General features: G+C 66.7%; 14 protein-coding genes. 9 read left to right on the top strand and 5 right to left on the bottom strand.

The genetic code is table 11. The features are described 5' to 3' along the window. The first annotated feature begins 20 nt into the window (after positions 1-20). From ACH0BU_RS07085 to ACH0BU_RS07100, 4 genes are all read left to right on the top strand, one after another. Positions 21-1,304 carry a glycoside hydrolase family 130 protein gene (locus ACH0BU_RS07085; protein ID WP_046408423.1) on the top strand — a complete coding sequence of 428 codons (1,284 nt, stop codon included), beginning with the start codon at positions 21-23 and terminating at the stop codon, positions 1,302-1,304. A 188-nt stretch (positions 1,305-1,492) separates the two neighbouring features. Further along, positions 1,493-1,780 (top strand): PspC domain-containing protein, encoded by a 288-nt coding sequence (locus ACH0BU_RS07090; RefSeq protein ID WP_296219362.1) that lies wholly within the window; start codon positions 1,493-1,495, stop codon positions 1,778-1,780. Between the two features lie 105 nt (positions 1,781-1,885). Continuing rightward, the gene (locus tag ACH0BU_RS07095) at positions 1,886-3,172 is read left to right on the top strand and encodes a homoserine dehydrogenase (RefSeq protein WP_046408421.1); all 1,287 of its coding nucleotides are present in this window, start codon (positions 1,886-1,888) and stop codon (positions 3,170-3,172) included. 103 nt (positions 3,173-3,275) lie between these two features. Then, positions 3,276-3,632, top strand: coding sequence for a GntR family transcriptional regulator (locus ACH0BU_RS07100; RefSeq protein WP_046408419.1), 357 nt, complete (start codon positions 3,276-3,278; stop codon positions 3,630-3,632). 70 nt (positions 3,633-3,702) lie between these two features. On the opposite strand, the gene ACH0BU_RS07105 is transcribed toward ACH0BU_RS07100, so the two are convergent. Further along, on the bottom strand, positions 3,703-4,749 hold the full coding sequence (locus ACH0BU_RS07105; RefSeq protein ID WP_296219365.1) for a mannose-1-phosphate guanylyltransferase/mannose-6-phosphate isomerase: 1,047 nt from the start codon (positions 4,747-4,749) through the stop codon (positions 3,703-3,705). 196 nt (positions 4,750-4,945) lie between these two features. On the opposite strand from ACH0BU_RS07105, the gene ACH0BU_RS07110 reads away from it, so the two are divergent. The 4 genes from ACH0BU_RS07110 (at position 4,946) to ACH0BU_RS07125 (ending at position 10,695) form a co-directional block, all read left to right on the top strand. Further along, positions 4,946-6,334, top strand: a complete 1,389-nt coding sequence (locus ACH0BU_RS07110; RefSeq protein ID WP_125945196.1) for a TIGR03013 family XrtA/PEP-CTERM system glycosyltransferase — start codon at positions 4,946-4,948, stop codon at positions 6,332-6,334. A 74-nt stretch (positions 6,335-6,408) separates the two neighbouring features. Continuing rightward, positions 6,409-7,737, top strand: a complete 1,329-nt coding sequence (locus ACH0BU_RS07115; RefSeq protein ID WP_231621883.1) for a sigma-54 interaction domain-containing protein — start codon at positions 6,409-6,411, stop codon at positions 7,735-7,737. Next, a complete protein-coding gene (locus ACH0BU_RS07120; protein WP_296219368.1) occupies positions 7,730-9,841 on the top strand; it encodes a tetratricopeptide repeat protein in 2,112 nt (703 codons plus the stop codon). Before ACH0BU_RS07115 ends, ACH0BU_RS07120 begins: the two co-directional genes overlap by 8 nt. Before the next feature lie 47 nt (positions 9,842-9,888). Further along, the gene (locus ACH0BU_RS07125; RefSeq protein ID WP_296219371.1) at positions 9,889-10,695 is read left to right on the top strand and encodes an ATP-binding protein; all 807 of its coding nucleotides are present in this window, start codon (positions 9,889-9,891) and stop codon (positions 10,693-10,695) included. Here ACH0BU_RS07125 and ACH0BU_RS07130 read toward each other — a convergent pair. Further along, the gene (locus tag ACH0BU_RS07130; protein WP_296219374.1) at positions 10,692-12,476 is read right to left on the bottom strand and encodes an ABC-F family ATP-binding cassette domain-containing protein; all 1,785 of its coding nucleotides are present in this window, start codon (positions 12,474-12,476) and stop codon (positions 10,692-10,694) included. The genes ACH0BU_RS07125 and ACH0BU_RS07130 overlap by 4 nt on opposite strands. A gap of 138 nt (positions 12,477-12,614) precedes the next feature. On the opposite strand from ACH0BU_RS07130, the gene ACH0BU_RS07135 reads away from it, so the two are divergent. After that, entirely contained in the window at positions 12,615-13,502 is an 888-nt protein-coding gene (locus ACH0BU_RS07135; RefSeq protein ID WP_500263882.1) for a DMT family transporter, read from the top strand. Positions 13,503-13,649: 147 nt separating this feature from the next. Here the strand turns inward: ACH0BU_RS07135 and groL are convergent, their stop codons facing one another. The 3 genes from groL to ACH0BU_RS07150 all read right to left on the bottom strand — a co-directional run bounded on the left by groL (position 13,650) and on the right by ACH0BU_RS07150 (position 17,170). Then, the gene (gene groL, locus ACH0BU_RS07140) at positions 13,650-15,287 is read right to left on the bottom strand and encodes a chaperonin GroEL (RefSeq protein WP_046408412.1); all 1,638 of its coding nucleotides are present in this window, start codon (positions 15,285-15,287) and stop codon (positions 13,650-13,652) included. Between the two features lie 56 nt (positions 15,288-15,343). Then, a complete protein-coding gene (gene groES, locus ACH0BU_RS07145) occupies positions 15,344-15,631 on the bottom strand; it encodes a co-chaperone GroES (RefSeq protein ID WP_046408410.1) in 288 nt (95 codons plus the stop codon). A 132-nt stretch (positions 15,632-15,763) separates the two neighbouring features. Further along, positions 15,764-17,170 (bottom strand): MATE family efflux transporter, encoded by a 1,407-nt coding sequence (locus ACH0BU_RS07150; RefSeq protein ID WP_296220643.1) that lies wholly within the window; start codon positions 17,168-17,170, stop codon positions 15,764-15,766. Positions 17,171-17,236: the final 66 nt, after the last annotated feature.

The raw sequence follows: 17,236 nt of genomic DNA on the forward strand, positions 1-17,236 counted from the left end.
CAACGCGAGGCCTTTTTCTCTTGGACTTGTACAATCACCGGCTCCGGCTGCACGCCGATCCGTCTCGCGTCGTGGTACGCCCGTTTCATATTTCGAGCACTGCCCTGAACGGGCAGGGGCAAAGCCGTGCGCAGCGCATGATCGACGAAGTGCTGGCGATGTCAGCGGTCGAGGCGAGCGAGCAATTGAGCCTTGTCCTGCGCGATTTCGAGGCGCGTCACTGGCAGACGCGGCGCGTGTTCCTGACCCGCTATCGCGAGATTGCGGAGACCCACGGGATCGACGACAGCGCGCTTGGCGACGAAAAGCGGCAGTTGATCGGTGCCTATTTCTGCCACGAATACAGCTATGCGGCCGCGGCGCTGATGAACCCCAGCGCCGTTCCACATTACGACCAGTCGGGCATGCCCGAAGGGTCGCAGCGCATCCTGATGAGCCTTCGCGCAGTGGGGGAGGGGCATATTTCCTCCGTCGCCTTCCGCGAAGGCATCATCACGGACGAGAATGAGCTGATCCTGGCGCCCGAGCCGCCCTTTGCCACGGCCGCGGATGCCTATGGCATCGATGGGCCGGAGATGCCGAGTGGCCCCGTGACCGTGCACCGTGATCGCGACTCGACGCTGTCCGGTACGGTGATCTTCCCGATTACCGAGGCACAGTCGAAGGGACTCGAGGACCTGCGGCTGGTGCATTTCACCCATGAGGATGGATCGCAGGAGTGGCTCGGCACCTATACCGCCTATAATGGCGCGAGAATTCAGTCGGAGCTGATGCGCACACGCGATTTTCGCGCCTTCGATCTGGTGCCGATGACCGGGAGTGCGGCGCGCAACAAGGGAATCGCGCTGTTCCCGCGCACGGTGAACGGCGAATATCTGTCGATCGGGCGTCAGGACGGTGAGAACCTGTACCTGCTGCGCTCGGACCGGCTCGATCACTGGGACGATGGCGAGCTGATCCTGACGCCGGTCTATCCTTGGGAACTCGTGCAGATCGGCAATTGCGGTCCGCCGATCGAGGTCGACGAAGGATGGCTCCTGCTCACCCATGGTGTGGGCGCGATGCGCAAATATTCGATCGGCGCCGCGCTGCTCGACAAGAACGATCCATCCAAGGTGATCGGGCGCACGCGCGAGCCGATCCTGGCGGCTGCCGATCAGGATCGCGAGGGCTATGTGCCCAATGTCGTCTACACCTGTGGGGCGATGCGCCATGGCGACAAGCTGTTCATCCCCTATGGCATCGCCGACAGTTCGGTCGGCTTCGCCTTCGTCGAGATCGAGAAGCTGCTGTCGCTGATGTGAGTTGGCGACTGCTTGCCGCAGGGTCGGCGCGCTTTGCCACGAATTGGCGGATAATCCTGCTTCCTGGCGTCCTGTTATCGTCTGTCCAGGCCTAAGTCATTGTATTTGCTTGTGTCCGGTAATTGGCACGGTGGCTGCAATGCGTCCGGTAACAGGCGGTTCGCCTGCATCTTACCGGAGCAGACATGATGACCGACGTTTCTTCGCGCGCAGCCCCCAAGGACAATCTGCTGGGCATCTGCAATGCGGTGGGAGAGGATTTCGGCTTCAACCCCTTGTGGTTGCGACTGGCGCTGGGCGCTTCGTTCGTGCTTCAGCCGGTTGCGATCGTCACCCTCTACTTCGTTCTGGGCGCCGGGGTGTTGATCTCGCGCATCCTGGTGCGGCCGCGGTCCGATGTCGCTTCGCACATGCCGGTGATCGCGCAGGACCAGGCGGCGCTGGAGGATGAGCAGCTGTTCGCCAAGGCTGCCTGATCGCGGGTGGCGCGGCCGAGGAAGCTCGGGCTGCGCTGCTGCTCGTGATAGTCGACACGCCCGCCCTGACCGCTTAGGCCGACCGGCTTGAGGAAAGGGGTAGTCATGACGACAGCGTTGCGAGTGGCTTTGGCAGGATTGGGGACCGTCGGTGGCGGGGTGATCCGGGTGCTGGAGACCAATCGCGAGTTGATCGCGCGGCGCGCGGGCCGGCCGATCGAGATCGTTGCCGTGTCCGCCCGTGACCGCACCAAGGACCGCGGTGTTGATGTCAGCGGCTATGAGTGGGTGGACGATACCACCGCGCTTGCCCGCTGCGACGCGGATGTGGTGGTCGAACTGGTCGGCGGGGCCGATGGCCCGGCACTGGCGCTCGCCCGCGCGACGCTTGGCGGTGGCAAGGGGTTCGTGACCGCGAACAAGGCGATGCTTGCGCATCACGGTGCCGAACTGGCGGAGATGGCGGAGGCCGCGCGCGTTCCGTTGAAGTTCGAGGCCGCGGTGGCGGGCGGGATCCCCGTCATCAAGGGGCTGCGCGAGGGGATGGCCGCCAATGCGGTGTCGCGCGTCTATGGCATCCTCAACGGCACCTGCAATTTCATCCTGAGCAAGATGGAATCGGAAGGACGCGACTTTGGCGACGTGCTGGCCGAGGCCCAGGCGCTCGGCTTTGCCGAATCCGATCCGTCCTTCGACATCGATGGCGTCGATGCCGCGCACAAATTGTCGATCCTCTCTACCATCGCCTTTGGCACCCGGCCTGCGTTCGCCGATGTTGCGATCGGCGGCATCCGAAACGTCACCGCGGCGGATGTCGCGGAGGCCGAGGCGCTTGGCTATCGGGTTCGGCTGGTCGGCATGGCGCAGGCCGATGCGAGCGGCCTGTTCCAGCGTGTCCATGCGCATCTCGTCCCGCACGCCCATCCGCTGGCGCATGTCACCGGTTCGACCAACGCCGTCGTTGCAGAGGGCAATTTCGTCGGTCGCCTGTTGTTCCAGGGTGCCGGCGCGGGCGACGGCCCGACGGCGAGCGCCGTCGTCGCTGACCTGATCGACATTGCGCGCGGCGAGGCCGGCCCGCCGTATGCGATGCCGGTCGCCGCGCTGGCCGAAGTCGCGCCCGCAGCCGCGGGGGCGCAACGTGGACGCGCCTATCTGCGCTTCGCGGTGGCTGATCGGGTCGGCGTGCTGGCGGAAATTGCCGCGGCGATGCGAGATGCCGGTGTCTCGATCGAGAGCCTGATTCAGCGCGCCGTGCCGGTTGAAGGCACCGCGCTGGTCGTGATCGTGACGCATGAAGCGCCTGATGCGCACATCGAAGCGGCGCTGGAGCGCCTACGGGGTTCGCAGAGCCTCGCCGGTGAGCCCTTGTGGATGCACATTCTCGATTGATCCACGCCGTTGGCGGGTAAAGCGGGACAGGCTGACGGTGCGTTCACCCGGATCGCGTCGGTTAAGGCTCGATCTGTCTGCTCTTTTGCTGTATTAAGGCAGCATGACAGCGCTGAGCAACGAAGACAGCCCGGTCTATATTCGACTGCGTGGCACGATCGCCGCCGCGATCCTGCGCGGCGATTATCGGGCCGGGGATCAATTGCCGTCGGTTCGAGCGCTTGCCGCCGAACATGGCGCGAACCCGCTGACGGTGGCCAAGGCCTATCAGTCGTTCCAGGACGCCGGCTATGTCGAGGTTCGGCGCGGAGTCGGTATGTTCGTGCTGCCGGGGGCGGCGGATCGGCTGCGCGTGGCCGAGCGCGACATGTTCGTCACCCAGCAATGGCCGCGGATCCGCGCCTATATCGAGTTGCTGGATCTCGACCCCGCCGCACTGCTGGCCGATCAGGAGGTCTGAGCGCGCGCGCCTCGTGACGGGTAAAGCGGCCAAGTCATAGGTGCCGGACAGCCGCCGGCACCCTCCATCGTCATCGGTTCTGCATCGCCTCCAGCAGCGATTTCACTTCCTGGCTGCGGCCGCGCGGCAGGATCAGGATGTCGTTGCCCGAGGCCACGACGATCAGGTCCTTGACGCCGACCATCGCAATGCGGGCACCGTCGGTGCGCACCATGCAGTTGGTCGAATCGAGCGCGATCACCTCGCCGCGGATCGCATTTCCCGCCTCGTCGCATGTGCTGATCGCATGCAGCGCGTCCCAACTGCCGACGTCGTTCCATCCCATGGTGACGGGCACGACTGCGACCTGGTCGGATTTTTCCATCACGGCATAGTCGATCGACTGGTTGGGCGCGTCCGCAAAGGCCTGGGCGGCCGGTCGGATATGCGGGCCGGATCGTTCCCCCTCGGCCAGCGAGCGACGGACAGCATCCAGCATGGCCGGTTCGAAACGGGCGAGCGCATCAAGATAGGCGTCGGCCCGGAACAGGAAAATGCCGCCGTTCCACACATGGTCGCCCGAGGCGAGCATCGCTTCTGCGACGTCGCGCGGCGGCTTCTCCACGAACCGGTCGACGCGGTGCACTCCTTCCGCGACGGGGGTGCCAACCTTGATATAGCCATAGCCCGTTTCCGGCGCATCGGGGGTGATGCCGAAAGTGACCAGCCAGCCCTCCTCAACCATCGGGCGTGCCGCCTCGATCGCGGCATGGAAGGCGGAGACGTCGTGGATCACATGGTCCGACGGCATGACCAGCAGCGGCGCGGCGCTATCGCTGGCGCATAGAGCGGCGAGCGCGATCGCAGGAGCAGTGTTTCGACCGAGCGGTTCAAGAATGACCGACTCCGGGCGGCACCCGATGGCGCTCAACTGACTGTCGATCATGTCGAGGTGGCGAACGTTCGCCACCACGATCGGGCAGGCGAACCGATCACCGACCGCGCGCAGTGCCGTCAGCTGCAGCATGGTCTGATCGGCGGTCAGGGGCAGCATCTGCTTGGGACGGTCCGACGTGGACATCGGCCATAAGCGCGTGCCCGATCCGCCAGACAGGATCACGGGAACGATTGGCGACATGCGCGCTGTTTCCTTTGCAGATGGTGATGGTCCGCCGGTCAGGGGCGCGGCAGACGAACGGTAAGCGGAAGCTTCCCCTGCGCTTCAATGCACATCCGGGGAAATCGATCCACGCGCTTCCGTATTCAGCCTTTCTTTGTCATTTGCTGCGACACGATCCTGTCGGATTTCCTTACACCGATCGGCGAGCGCGGGCATGATCAGGATTTTCAAACATTATGTGCCCAATGCGGTGGCGCTGGTCGGCCTGATCGACTTCGTCATCCTGCTGTTCGCGGCCGAACTCGGCTGGCTGGTGCGGACGGCGCAGCTGGACATGCTGCCAGGTGCCGTGACCACGCGCGTGCCAGCGCTTTTCGCTTTCGCGATCCCCTTGTTCGCGGCGATGGTGGCGGTCGGCGCTTATCATGCCGACGTCCTTGTCTCCGTCCGGCAGGCGGTCATGCGGCTGATCGTGGCCGTGTGCGTCGGCGTGATTTTCCTCAGCTTGCTCTATTTCTTCATGCCCTCGGTCAGCTTCTGGCGGTCGAGCCTGTTCTACGCCATGCTGTTCTCCATCGCCGGCCTGGTCGCGGCGCGGCTGCTTTTTCTGCGCATCCTGGGCGGCGAGCGATTCCGCCGCCGGATCATCGTGCTGGGCGCCGGATCACGCGCGGCGCGCTTGCGACAGCTGGAACAGGCAAATGGCGCCAGCTTCGTCATTGCCGGCGTGGTTGCGATGAGCGAGGGGGCGCGGGAGGTGGAAGATGCCGTGCCGCGCGCCGATATCGCGAACCTTGCGGCGTTTGTGGTCGAGCGACGCGCGACGGAAGTGGTTCTTGCCATCGAGGAACGGCGGAAGGCGCTCCCGCTCAAGGATCTGCTGCGGGTCAAGACGACGGGCGTGCACGTCAGCGACTATTCCACCTTTCTCGAGCGCGAGACCGGTCGGATCGATCTGGCCAGCCTCAACCCGTCCTGGCTGATCTTTTCCGACGGCTTCTCGTCCGGGCGCATGTTGTCCGGCGTCGCCAAGCGCGCGTTCGACATTGTGGTGAGTTCGCTGCTGTTGCTGATCGCGGGGCCGCTTATCCTAGTGACCGCGCTGGCCATCCGGCTCGAGAGCCGCGGTCCGGCCTTCTATCGTCAGCGTCGGGTCGGCCTGTACAATGAGCCCTTTGACATCCCGAAGCTGCGCTCGATGCGGCAGGATGCCGAAGCCGCCGGTACCGCGGTCTGGGCGCAGGAGCGCGATCCGCGGGTGACGCGCATCGGCCGCTTCATCCGCAAGGTGCGGATCGACGAATTGCCGCAATGCTGGAGCGTGCTGAAGGGCGAGATGAGCTTCGTCGGCCCGCGCCCGGAGCGCCCGCAGTTCGTCGCCGAACTGGAACAGCAGCTGCCTTATTATGCCGAGCGTCACATGGTGAAACCGGGGATCACGGGCTGGGCGCAGATCAACTATCCCTATGGTGCCTCGATCGAGGATGCGCGGCATAAGCTGGAATATGACCTTTATTACGCCAAGAATTACTCCCCCTTCCTCGATCTGCTGATCCTGCTCCAAACCTTGCGGGTCGTCCTCTGGCCGTCGGGCGCCCGGTGAGCGGCCGCATCTCGGCCGCCGCAGCGGATAATTCGGCCTCAGCGAGTGCGTCTGCGGGTAAGAATCGGCCAGCATTGTTGTGCGCCACCGCGGACCCCGCGGGGTTCGAGCCGGTGATCGGCGCGCTCGCATCCTGGCCAGTTCACCTTGGGACGACGGGTGCGTGTTCGGTCGAGCTGGTAGCGACGACGCCGACCGGCGTCGCGGTCATCGACGGCGCGATGCTGGAGGCTGGTGATGACGCTGGCGATCCCGAGTTGATCGCCGCGCTTCTTCAAGCGCGTCCGACGTTGAAGGTCATCGTGATCTGCCGGGCCGGGTCGTACGCGGCCGCGCAGGCGGCGGTCGCGGCCGGAGCGTGGGACGTGTGCTATCTGCCGATTGATCCGCAGGCGCTTCGCCAGATCGTCGCGCGTGCGTTTGATGTTCACGCGCTTCACGCGGCGGCGTCCGCCGGAGCGGGCGGGGGAGAGGAGGCTGGTGGTGACAGCGGTGTGATCACTGCTGCCCCCGAAATGACGCAGGTACTGAGGACGGTGAGCCGTATCGCACGCACCGACGTGTCGGTTCTGCTGTCGGGTGCGAGCGGCACGGGGAAGGAATTGCTGGCGCTGCACCTCCATGCCGCCTCGCCGCGTGCCGAGGGTGCCTTTGTCGCGATCAACTGCGCCGCGATTCCCGACACGTTGCTGGAAAGCGAGCTCTTCGGCCACGAAAAGGGTGCGTTCACCGGCGCGATCCGTACGATGCCGGGTAAGATCGAGCAGGCGGCGGGCGGGACGCTGTTCCTGGACGAGATTGGCGATGTGCCGCTGCCGTTGCAGGTCAAGCTGCTCCGCTTCCTTCAGGAACATGCGATCGAGCGGATCGGCGGACGGCGCCCTATCCTGGTCGACACGCGGATCGTTTGCGCCACCCACCGCGACATCGACCAGATGGTCGCCGACGGCCAGTTCCGGGAGGATTTATATTATCGGCTGGCACAGATCGTCGTGGCGATCCCGCCGCTGGCGAAGCGGCCGGGCGATGCCCTGTTGCTCGCGCGGCATTTCGTGGCAAAGTTCGCGCCCGTGATGAATCCAGCGGTACGCGGGCTCGCCGCCGACGCCATTGCGGCGATCGATGCCCATGACTGGCCGGGCAATGTGCGCGAGCTTGAGAACCGGATCAAACGTGCCATCATCATGGCTGACGCGCGTCTGATCACGTCGGCGGACCTGGACCTGGTCAAAGGGGCCGAGCGGCCGACCAGCCTGCGCGCTGCGCGCGAGGCAGCCGATCGCGGTGCCATCCGCCGGGCGCTGGCACGTACCGAAGGCAACATCTCGCAAACCGCGAGGCTGCTGGGCGTCAGCCGCCCGACATTGTATGACCTGCTGAAGAGCTACGACCTGCATGCATGAAGTGAGCGCACGCTATCCCATGCTGCGCCGGCGGCGGCGCAGGTCGACGGGCACGCGAAGCCGCGTACGTGTTGTCTCGCGTCGCGTGGTCGCGGTGCTGCTGCTTGCGGCGCTGGTGCTGGGCGGGCTTGTCATGCTTGCCCGGCGGGCGAGTGCCCCCGATCCGGCGCGCGCCTATGCGGACGGCATCGCGGCCCTCAAGCGCGGCAATTACAGCGCGGCGCGAAACCACGCGCTCATCGCGGTGACCGGAAGCGAGCAAGCCCGTTCCAACGTGCTGCTCGGCCAGGTCGACCTGCTGATGGAAAGCGGGGCGGCCGCAGAGGCCGCGTTCAGCCGCGCAGTTTCGGCCGGAATGCCCGCCGGGCAGGTGAGGCATCTGTTTGCGGAAGCCTATCTGCTGCAGGGGGATGCCGATCGCGCGTTGGCAACCGCGGGCCGGGTCGCGGGAGCGTTCGCGGCAGACGGACAGCGGGTTCGCGCCCGCGCACTGGCCGCCAATGGCGATCCCGCCGCGGCAAGCGCGCTGCTGACCGCCATCACCCGGGCCAATCCGCGCGACAGCAAGGCACTTGGCGATCTGGCCCGCCTGCGCATGGATGCGGGCGATATCCTTGGCGCCGAGGCGGCGGCCCGGGCGGCGTTGACGATCGATCCATCGAACCTGAGCGCGATCGTGACGGCCGGGCAAGTGATCCGCAGCCGATATGGCCTTGTGGCGGCCCTGCCGTGGTTTGCCCGCGCGCTGGAGGCCGACGCTTATTATTATCCGGCACTGATCGAATATGCCGCCACGGCCGGAGACGCCGGGCGCTACGCCATCATGCTCGACGCGAGCAGGAAGGCGCTGGCAGCGCGGCCCGGCAACGTCCCGGCCCTGTACCTGCAGGCGGTGCTTGCCGCGCGGGCGGGCAAGCGTGACCTGGCGCGCGCCATGCTGTCGAAGATCGGCGATGCCGGCGTCGAGGTGCCCGGGGTGGTCATGCTGGCGGGGCTGCTGGCGTATGCCGATGGTGCGTATGAGCAGGCCGTCGTCAGTTTTCGGGAGATCGTCGGCCGGCAGCCGATGAACCTTGTCGCGCGGCGCCTGCTCGGCGCCTCGTTGTTGCGTTCCGGTGACGTGCGCGGTGCGCTTGATATCCTGCGGCCGATGGCGCTGCGCGCGGATGCGGACAGCTACACATTGATGCTGGTCGCCAGAGCCTTCGAGGCGAACGGGGAACGTGACTGGGCCGCTCGCTACCTGGATCGTGCGAGCCGCCCGACGATCGGCGAACCGGCGCCGTTCGCGAGCGATACAGGGGTGGCTGCGGCGGCGGCGGCGGTGGCGCGCGAGCCTGAAGACCCCGCCTTGGCGGTGACATATGTGCGCAGCCTGCTGGAGGAGGGCGACCCCGGCGCGGCAGTGCGCGCGGCGGAGGCGGTGGCCAATGTGTCGCCGGGTGCGGCCGACGCCCAATCGCTGGCGGGGGACGCCCGCGCCGCGACGAACCAATGGGCGGCGGCAATGGAGCGGTACCGACTGGCCGCTGACCTGAGGTTCGACGGCCCGGTCTTGCTCCGCCTGTCGGAGGCGACCGCGCGCACCGGCCGGCTGCGTGACGGCGCGGCGGCGCTGACCTTGTACCTGTCGCAAAATCCGCAGGCGCTGCCGGCCTATCGCCTGCTGGCGAACCTGCAGGTGGCAAGCGGTGAGTGGGAGTCGGCCGCCGCCACGCTGGAGACGCTGCGCGGTGCGGGCGCGCAACGCGACGCGTTCGTCCTGGCGCAACTGGCGCGGGCCCTTACCGAGGCGGGCGACCCAAGGACCGGATTATCCTTTGCCCGGCGCGCCTACGCCTTGTTGCCGATGAATCCCGGCGTTGCCGATGCCTATGGCTGGGCGCTGTACGAGACCGGCGACCTGGAGGGGGCGGGGCAATTGTTGGCCAAGGCGGTGGCGCTGGCACCCGATGCGCCGGAGGTTCGCTGGCATCAGGCGCAGGTGCTGGCGGAGGCGGGCGACAAGGCGGCGGCGCAGCGGCTGCTGCGGCAGCTGCTCGGAGACGCCCGCTTTTCGCAGCGCGCCGCGGCGCAGGCGCTGCTGCGGGCGATCAGCGGCTGAGCGACGCGGCATTGCGCCGCCAACGCGGCGATCGTAGCAGCGGGCAGATGGACGACCTTGCCCGCATTGCCGCTGCGCTGGAGCGGTTGGCGCCCGCGCCGCCGGCCGGTGCCGATCCGCTGGCGCATCCTGCCTATGTGTGGCGCCAGAACGTGTTGGTGGCGGCAAGGGCCTTTGCCCCACTGTCGCTTGACCTGCTGCACGGGGTGGAGGCGCAGAAGGATGCGCTGCTGACGAACCTGGAACGACTGGCGGCCGGCCATGCGGCGCAGGACGTGCTGCTGTGGGGCGCGCGCGGCACGGGCAAGTCGGCACTGGTGAAATCGGTGGTTGGCGCGGTGCAAGGCGCCGGCGGGGCGCTGGCGATCGTCGAGGTGGCGGCCGACCGGCTCGACAGCCTGCCGCAGCTGTTCGACGCGATCGCTGGCGTGCCGCGTGCCTTCGTCCTTTTCCTCGACGATCTGGGCTTCGATGCTGCGGCGGATGCGCGCACGTTGCGATCGTTGCTGGAGGGCGGGGCGGAGGCGCGGCCGGCGAACGCGCGGCTGGTCGTCACGTCGAACCGGCGCCACCTGATCCCGCGCGACATCCACGAACAGGAAAGCGCCATCAACCCGCGTGATGCGGTGGACGATCACCTGGCGCTGGCCGATCGCTTCGGCCTGAGCCTTGGTTTTCACGTGGTCGACCAGCCGCTCTATCTCGAGATCGTGCGTGGCTATGCCGAGCGCTACGACCTGCCGTTCGAGCCGCAGGATGCGCTTTTGTGGGCAACGAAACGCGGCAGCCGGTCGGGCCGCGTCGCCTGGCAATATGTGGTCGACCTTGCCGGGCGCGCGGGGAAGTCGGTCTAGGCCAGCCCCTCGACCATCTCGGCGAGTTCGAGCCAGCGCATCTCGGCCGCGTCCTTTTCATCACGGGCGGCGGCGATGGCCTTCATGAGCGCATCGAAGCGGGCAGGATCGCGGGTGTAGAGCGCGGGATCGGCGAGCAGCGCCTCGTCGCGCGCGATCGCGGCATCAAGCGCCTCGATGCGCGCCGGCAGCTGATCGAAATCGCGCTGGTCCTTGTAGCTGAGCTTGGTGCGGGCTGGCGGCGGTGCGGCCGGTGCGGGCGCGGATTTCGCCGCGGCCTTGCGCGCGGGCTCGGTACGGACGGCGCGCTGGCGCTCCCAATCCTCATAGCCGCCGGCGACGATATCGACCTTGCCCGAGCCGTCGAGGCCGAGCGTGACCGTGACGGTGCGATCGAGGAAGTCGCGGTCGTGGCTGACGATCAGCACCGTGCCGTCATAGTCGCCGATCACCTCCTGCAAGAGATCGAGCGTTTCGAGGTCGAGATCGTTGGTCGGCTCGTCAAGGACGAGGAGGTTCGAGTGGCGGGCGAATTCGCGCGCGAGCAGCAGGCGCGAGCGTTCGCCGCCCGACAGCGAGGCGATCTTCGCCTCGGCGAGGCTCGGATCGAACAGGAATTCCTTGAGATAGCCGTGGATGTGCTTCTTGGTGCCGAGGACGTCGATCCAGTCGCCGCCGTCGGCCAGCACCTCGCGCACCGTCTTCTCCGGCGCCATCAGCTTGCGCTGCTGATCGATGATGATGCCGTCGAGCGTCTTGGCGAGCTTCACGGTGCCGCTGTCAGGAGCAAGCTCGCCCGTGAGGAGGCGCAGCAGCGTGGTCTTGCCTGCGCCGTTGCGGCCGACGATGCCGATGCGGTCACCGCGCGTCACCCGGAAGGTGAAGTCGCGGATGATCGTGCGGCCGTCATATTCCTTGGTGACATGCTCCGCGTCGATGACGACCTTGGTCTTGTTGTCATCATGCCCCATGGCGAGGGCGGCGGCGCCCTGCGGGCCGATCATCGCGGCGCGCGCGGCGCGCATTTCCTTCAATTTGGTCAGGCGGCCCTGGTTACGGCGGCGGCGGCCGGTGACGCCACGCAGCAGCCAATGTTCCTCCAGCTTCAGCCGGGCGTCGAGCCGTTCGGCGGCGCGCTGTTCCTCGGCATAGACCTGTTCGGTCCAGGCGTCGAAGCCGCCGAAGCCGACCTCGGCACGGCGCAGATTGCCGCGGTCGAGCCATAGCGTCTGCTTGGTCAGGCGGGTGAGGAAGGTACGATCGTGGCTGATGACGACGAAGGCGCCGCGGTAGCGGTTCAGCCATTCCTCCAGCCATTCGATCGCGCCGATGTCGAGATGGTTGGTCGGCTCGTCGAGCAGCAGCACGTCGGGATCCTGCGCCAGCGCGCGGACGATGGCGGCGCGGCGGCGCTCGCCGCCCGAGGCGGTGGCGGCCTCGCGCGAGAGATCGATGCCGAGCTGGTCGGCGATCGCATCCGCCTCGAAATGCTGAGGGGCGTCGTCGCCTGACAGGACGTAGTCGGCGAGCGTGGCGAAGCCGGCGAGGTTCGGATCCTGTTCGAGCAGGACGACGCGGGTGCCCGGCACGATGGTGCGGCGGCCCTCGTCGCTGTCGATCGTGCCGGCGATGAGCTTCAGCAGCGTCGTCTTGCCGGCGCCGTTGCGGCCGATCAGCGCCAGCCGATCACGCGGCCCGACATAGAAATTGAGGTGGCGGAACAACCAGCCGGCGCCCTGGATGAGGCCAAGGTCTTCGTACGCGAGAATAGGGGCTGCCATGAGGGCGGCAGATAGGGGGCCGGGGGCGATGCGCCAAGCGCGCAATGGCCGCGCGGGCATAGTTATGATGGCTGGAGGTATTGCACGCAAAAGCTGGGCTGTCTGGCGTCCGCCGCGTGCCTCTGCCACGGGGGCGACATGAAGATCCGCGATTTCCTGCTCCTCGTCCTCATCTGTCTGGTCTGGGGATACAGCAATGTATTGAGCAAGATCGTGGTCGGGAATTGGGCGGTACCGCCCTTGTTCTTTGCGGCGATCCGCTTCCTGGTGGTGATCGCGGCGACCCTGCCATGGCTGCTGCCGATGCCGCGGCCGCGCTGGCGGATCGTGGTGATCGGGATCCTGATGGGGGCGGGCAACTTCGCTTTGCTGTTCATCGGGCTGCAGACCGCGTCGCCAAGTGCCGCAGCGGTGGTGATCCAGATCGGCGTGCCGTTCACGACATTGCTGTCGATCGTGATGCTGGGTGAGCGAATCCACTGGCGCCGCGGGCTGGGCATCGCGCTGACGCTGGCGGGCGTGCTGCTGGTGGTGTGGAATCCGGACGGGATCGATCTCTCCGCCGGGCTGTGGTTCGTCGTCGGCGCGGCGTTCACCGGATCGCTGGGCGCGGTGCTGATGAAGCAGGTGGAGGACGTGGCGCCGCTGCGCTTCCAAGCGTGGGTGGGGCTGGTTTCCTTCCTGCCGCTGGCGGTGGCGTCAGCCGTGTTCGAGGAGGGGCAATGGACGAGCGCCGTTGCGGTCGGCTGGCCGTTCGTCGGCGCGGTGCTGTTTGCCGCGTTGGTCGTGTCGGTGCTGGGACACACCAGCTATTACGGGCTGATCCGCCGTTATGAAGCCAATTTGCTGACGCCGCTGACGCTGATGACGCCGCTGTTCACCATTGCCTTCGGAGTCGCGCTGACCGGGGACAAGCTGGACATGCGGATGATCGCCGGGGCGATGCTCGCGCTGGCGGGGGTGCTGGTGGTGGCGCTGCGATCGAAGAAGGCGACGCAGTTGCTGGCGGAGCGGGAGCAGGCCTGAGGAACCTGCCGCTCGCAGGGGTGCGGATAAGAAAAGGGCCGGGACGCTGGTGCGCTCCGGCCCTTTCTTTTTGGTCGGGTGGCAGCGGCGGGGCCGCTGCGGATCCGATGTCGTGCCCGGGGCGGCGGGTGCCGCCCCGGTCCGAAATCAGAAGTCCATGCCGCCCATGCCGCCGCCCGGCATTGCCGGCATTGCGGGCTTGTCTTCCGGCAGCTCGGAAACGGTCGCCTCGGTGGTGATGAGGAGACCCGCCACCGATGCGGCGTTCTGAAGCGCGGTACGAACGACCTTGGTCGGGTCGATCACGCCGGCCGCAACCAGGTTCTCGTAGGTGTCGGTCGCAGCGTTGAAGCCGAACGCGGTGTCGCTCTGGTCGAGCAGCTTGCCCGAGACGACGGCGCCGTCCTGGCCAGCGTTCTGCGCGATCTGACGCACCAGCGCGGTGAGCGACTTGCGAACGATGTCGACGCCGCGCGTCTGATCGTCATTGTCGCCCTTCAGGCCTTCGAGTGCCTTGGTCGCGTACAGCAGCGCCGTGCCGCCGCCCGGAACGATGCCCTCTTCGACGGCAGCGCGGGTTGCGTGCAGCGCGTCGTCAACACGGTCCTTGCGCTCCTTCACCTCGACCTCGGTCGCACCGCCGACCTTGATCACGGCAACGCCGCCAGCGAGCTTCGCGAGACGCTCCTGGAGCTTCTCACGGTCGTAGTCGGACGTGGTGACTTCGATCTGCTGACGGATCGCCTCGGTGCGGCCCTTGATCGCTTCGGCATCACCGGCGCCATCGACGATGGTGGTGTTGTCCTTGTCGATCGTGACGCGCTTGGCGGTGCCGAGCATGCCGAGCGTGACGGTCTCGAGCTTGATGCCGAGATCCTCGGAGACGACTTCGCCCTTGGTGAGGATCGCGATATCCTCGAGCATCGCCTTGCGACGATCGCCGAAGCCCGGTGCCTTGACCGCTGCGACCTTCAGGCCGCCGCGCAGCTTGTTGACGACGAGCGTGGCCAGAGCCTCGCCCTCGATGTCCTCGGCGATGATGAGGAGCGGACGGCCCGACTGCACAACCGCCTCGAGGATCGGAAGCATCGACTGCAGGTTCGACAGCTTCTTCTCGTGGATCAGGATGTACGGGTCGTTCAGTTCGACCTGCATCTTTTCCGGGTTGGTGATGAAGTACGGCGACAGATAGCCGCGGTCGAACTGCATACCCTCGACGACGTCGAGCTCGAATTCGAGACCCTTCGCCTCTTCGACGGTGATCACGCCTTCCTTGCCGACCTTCTCCATGGCCTCGGCGATCTTCTCGCCGACTTCACGGTCGCCGTTCGCGGAGATGATGCCGACCTGGGCAACTTCCTGCGAACCCGAGACGGGCTTGGAGCGCGCCTTGATGTCGTCGACGACCTTGTGGACGGCGAGGTCGATGCCGCGCTTCAGGTCCATCGGGTTCATGCCGGCTGCAACCGACTTCATGCCCTCGCGGACGATCGCCTGGGCGAGAACGGTCGCGGTGGTGGTGCCGTCACCGGCGATGTCGTTGGTCTTCGAGGCCACTTCGCGCACCATCTGGGCGCCCATGTTCTCGAACTTGTCCTTGAGCTCGATTTCCTTGGCGACCGACACACCGTCCTTGGTGATGCGGGGCGCGCCGAAGCTCTTGTCGATGACGACGTTGCGACCCTTCGGGCCGAGCGTCACCTTCACCGCGTCGGCGAGGATGTCGACACCCTTGAGGATGCGCTCGCGTGCGTCGCGGCCGAATTTCACGTCCTTGGCTGCCATGTGGCTACCCTTTCAAATGAACGAATGTTGAGAGAAGTGCAGGTACGAACGATCGCTCAGGCGATGATGCCGAGGATGTCCGATTCCTTCATGATCAGCAGGTCTTCGCCGTTGACGCGGACCTCGGTGCCCGACCACTTGCCGAACAGGACGCGATCACCGGCCTTGACGTCGAGCGGGGTAACCTTGCCATCCTCGGCCTTGGCGCCAGCACCGGCGGCGACGACTTCGCCCTCCTGCGGCTTTTCCTTGGCGGTGTCCGGAATGATGATGCCGCCAGCGGTCTTTTCCTCGGCCTCGACGCGGCGCACGAGCACGCGGTCGTGCAGCGGACGGAAGTTCATGCGGATTCCCTCTCTTTGAGCGGAGTATGACAGTTCGTTGGCACTCCCCTGATGCGAGTGCCAGCCGGGGGGATATGTGGACGAGCCCAGGCACCGTCAACGGGGCCGATCACAATTTTTTGGAACTATCCGTCAGACCGTGCGTGGCAGCAGGCCAAGGCGTGCGCGGGCGTGCCAGCGCCACATCAGGAGGATCGAAACGACGAGCAACCCGACGGCCAGGCCAAGCCACACGCCGACGCCCGCCAGGCCGAAGTAGAAGCCCAGCAGCCCTGAGGTGCCGAAGCCGATCACCCAATAGCCGAACAGCGCGATGATCATCGGCACGCGCGTATCCTGCAGCCCGCGCAGCACGCCGGCGGCCACGGCCTGCGCGCCGTCGACCAGCTGGAACATGGCGGCCACCGCCAGGAACTTCACCGCCAGCGCGACCACCGCCGCGTTCTGCGGCGCGTCGACGTCGATATAGGCGCTGACGAACAGCCGGGGGGTGAGCCAGATTGCCGCCGCGGTAAGGCCCATGAAGCCGATGCCAAGAATGAGCGCGACGCGGCCGGCACGCGCGATCCATGCGGCGTCTGCCGCGCCATAGGCCATGCCGACGCGAATGGTCGCGGCCTGCGCGATGCCGAACGGTACCTGGAACGCGATCGCGGCGATGTTCAGCGCGACCGCATGGGCCGCGACGGAATCGACGCCGATCAGGCCCATCAGGATCGCCGCCCCGCCGAACAGCGCGCCTTCAAAGGTCCAGGTCAGCATGATCGGTACGCCAAGGCGGACGATCTCGCGGAAGCGCGACCATTCGGTGACCCACCAGCGACCGAACAGGCGATAGCGCCGCAGCCGCGGGTCGAAGAAAAGGATGGCGACATAGGCCAGCGCCATCGCGACAAGGCTGATGACGCTGGCCCAGGCAGATCCTTCGAGGCCAAGCGCCGGCGCGCCGAGGTTGCCGAACACCAGCATCCAATTGGCGAGGATGCTGACGCCAAGCGCCAGCCCGGTGACCACAAAGGCCCAGCCGGGCCGGCCGAGCGCGGCGGCAGCGGTGCGCATCACGCCAGCGGCGACGCCGGCGGGAATGGCCAGCAGGATGATGTCGAGGAAGCTGCCGGCGCGACGCGACACCTCTGGATCCTGGCCGAACAGCAGCAGCACCGTTTCACCATGGGCGAGGAGGAGGATGACGGGCACGCAGCCGGCGGCACCGACCCAGAACGCCATGCGCACGCTGCGCCGCACCTCACGCACCGCGTGGCGGCGACGGCCGAGTTCGGCCGCGATCAGGGGCGCGGCGGCGCTGGTCAGGCCGATCAGCGCGTACATGCACAGGTTGAAGAGAAAGACGCCAAGGGTGGCGGCGGCGAGATCGAGGGTGCCGAGACGTGCGACGAAGATCACGTCGACCGCGCTGACCGCCATCTGCAGAAGGTTCGCACCGACCAGCGGCCCGGCAAGCCGGACCAGCGCCGACATTTCCGCACGATCGCTGGCGGGGCGAGTCTCGGTCAGCGGAGGATTGGCGGCGATCTCCATGATGATCGCGCGTTAGGCCGCTTTTCGGTCAAGTGAAAGGCAGCGGGCGGCAGTGCACGTCAGCGA

The sequence above is a fragment of the Sphingomonas olei genome, from assembly GCF_045369765.1.
GTDB classification, from domain to species: domain Bacteria; phylum Pseudomonadota; class Alphaproteobacteria; order Sphingomonadales; family Sphingomonadaceae; genus Sphingomonas; species Sphingomonas panaciterrae.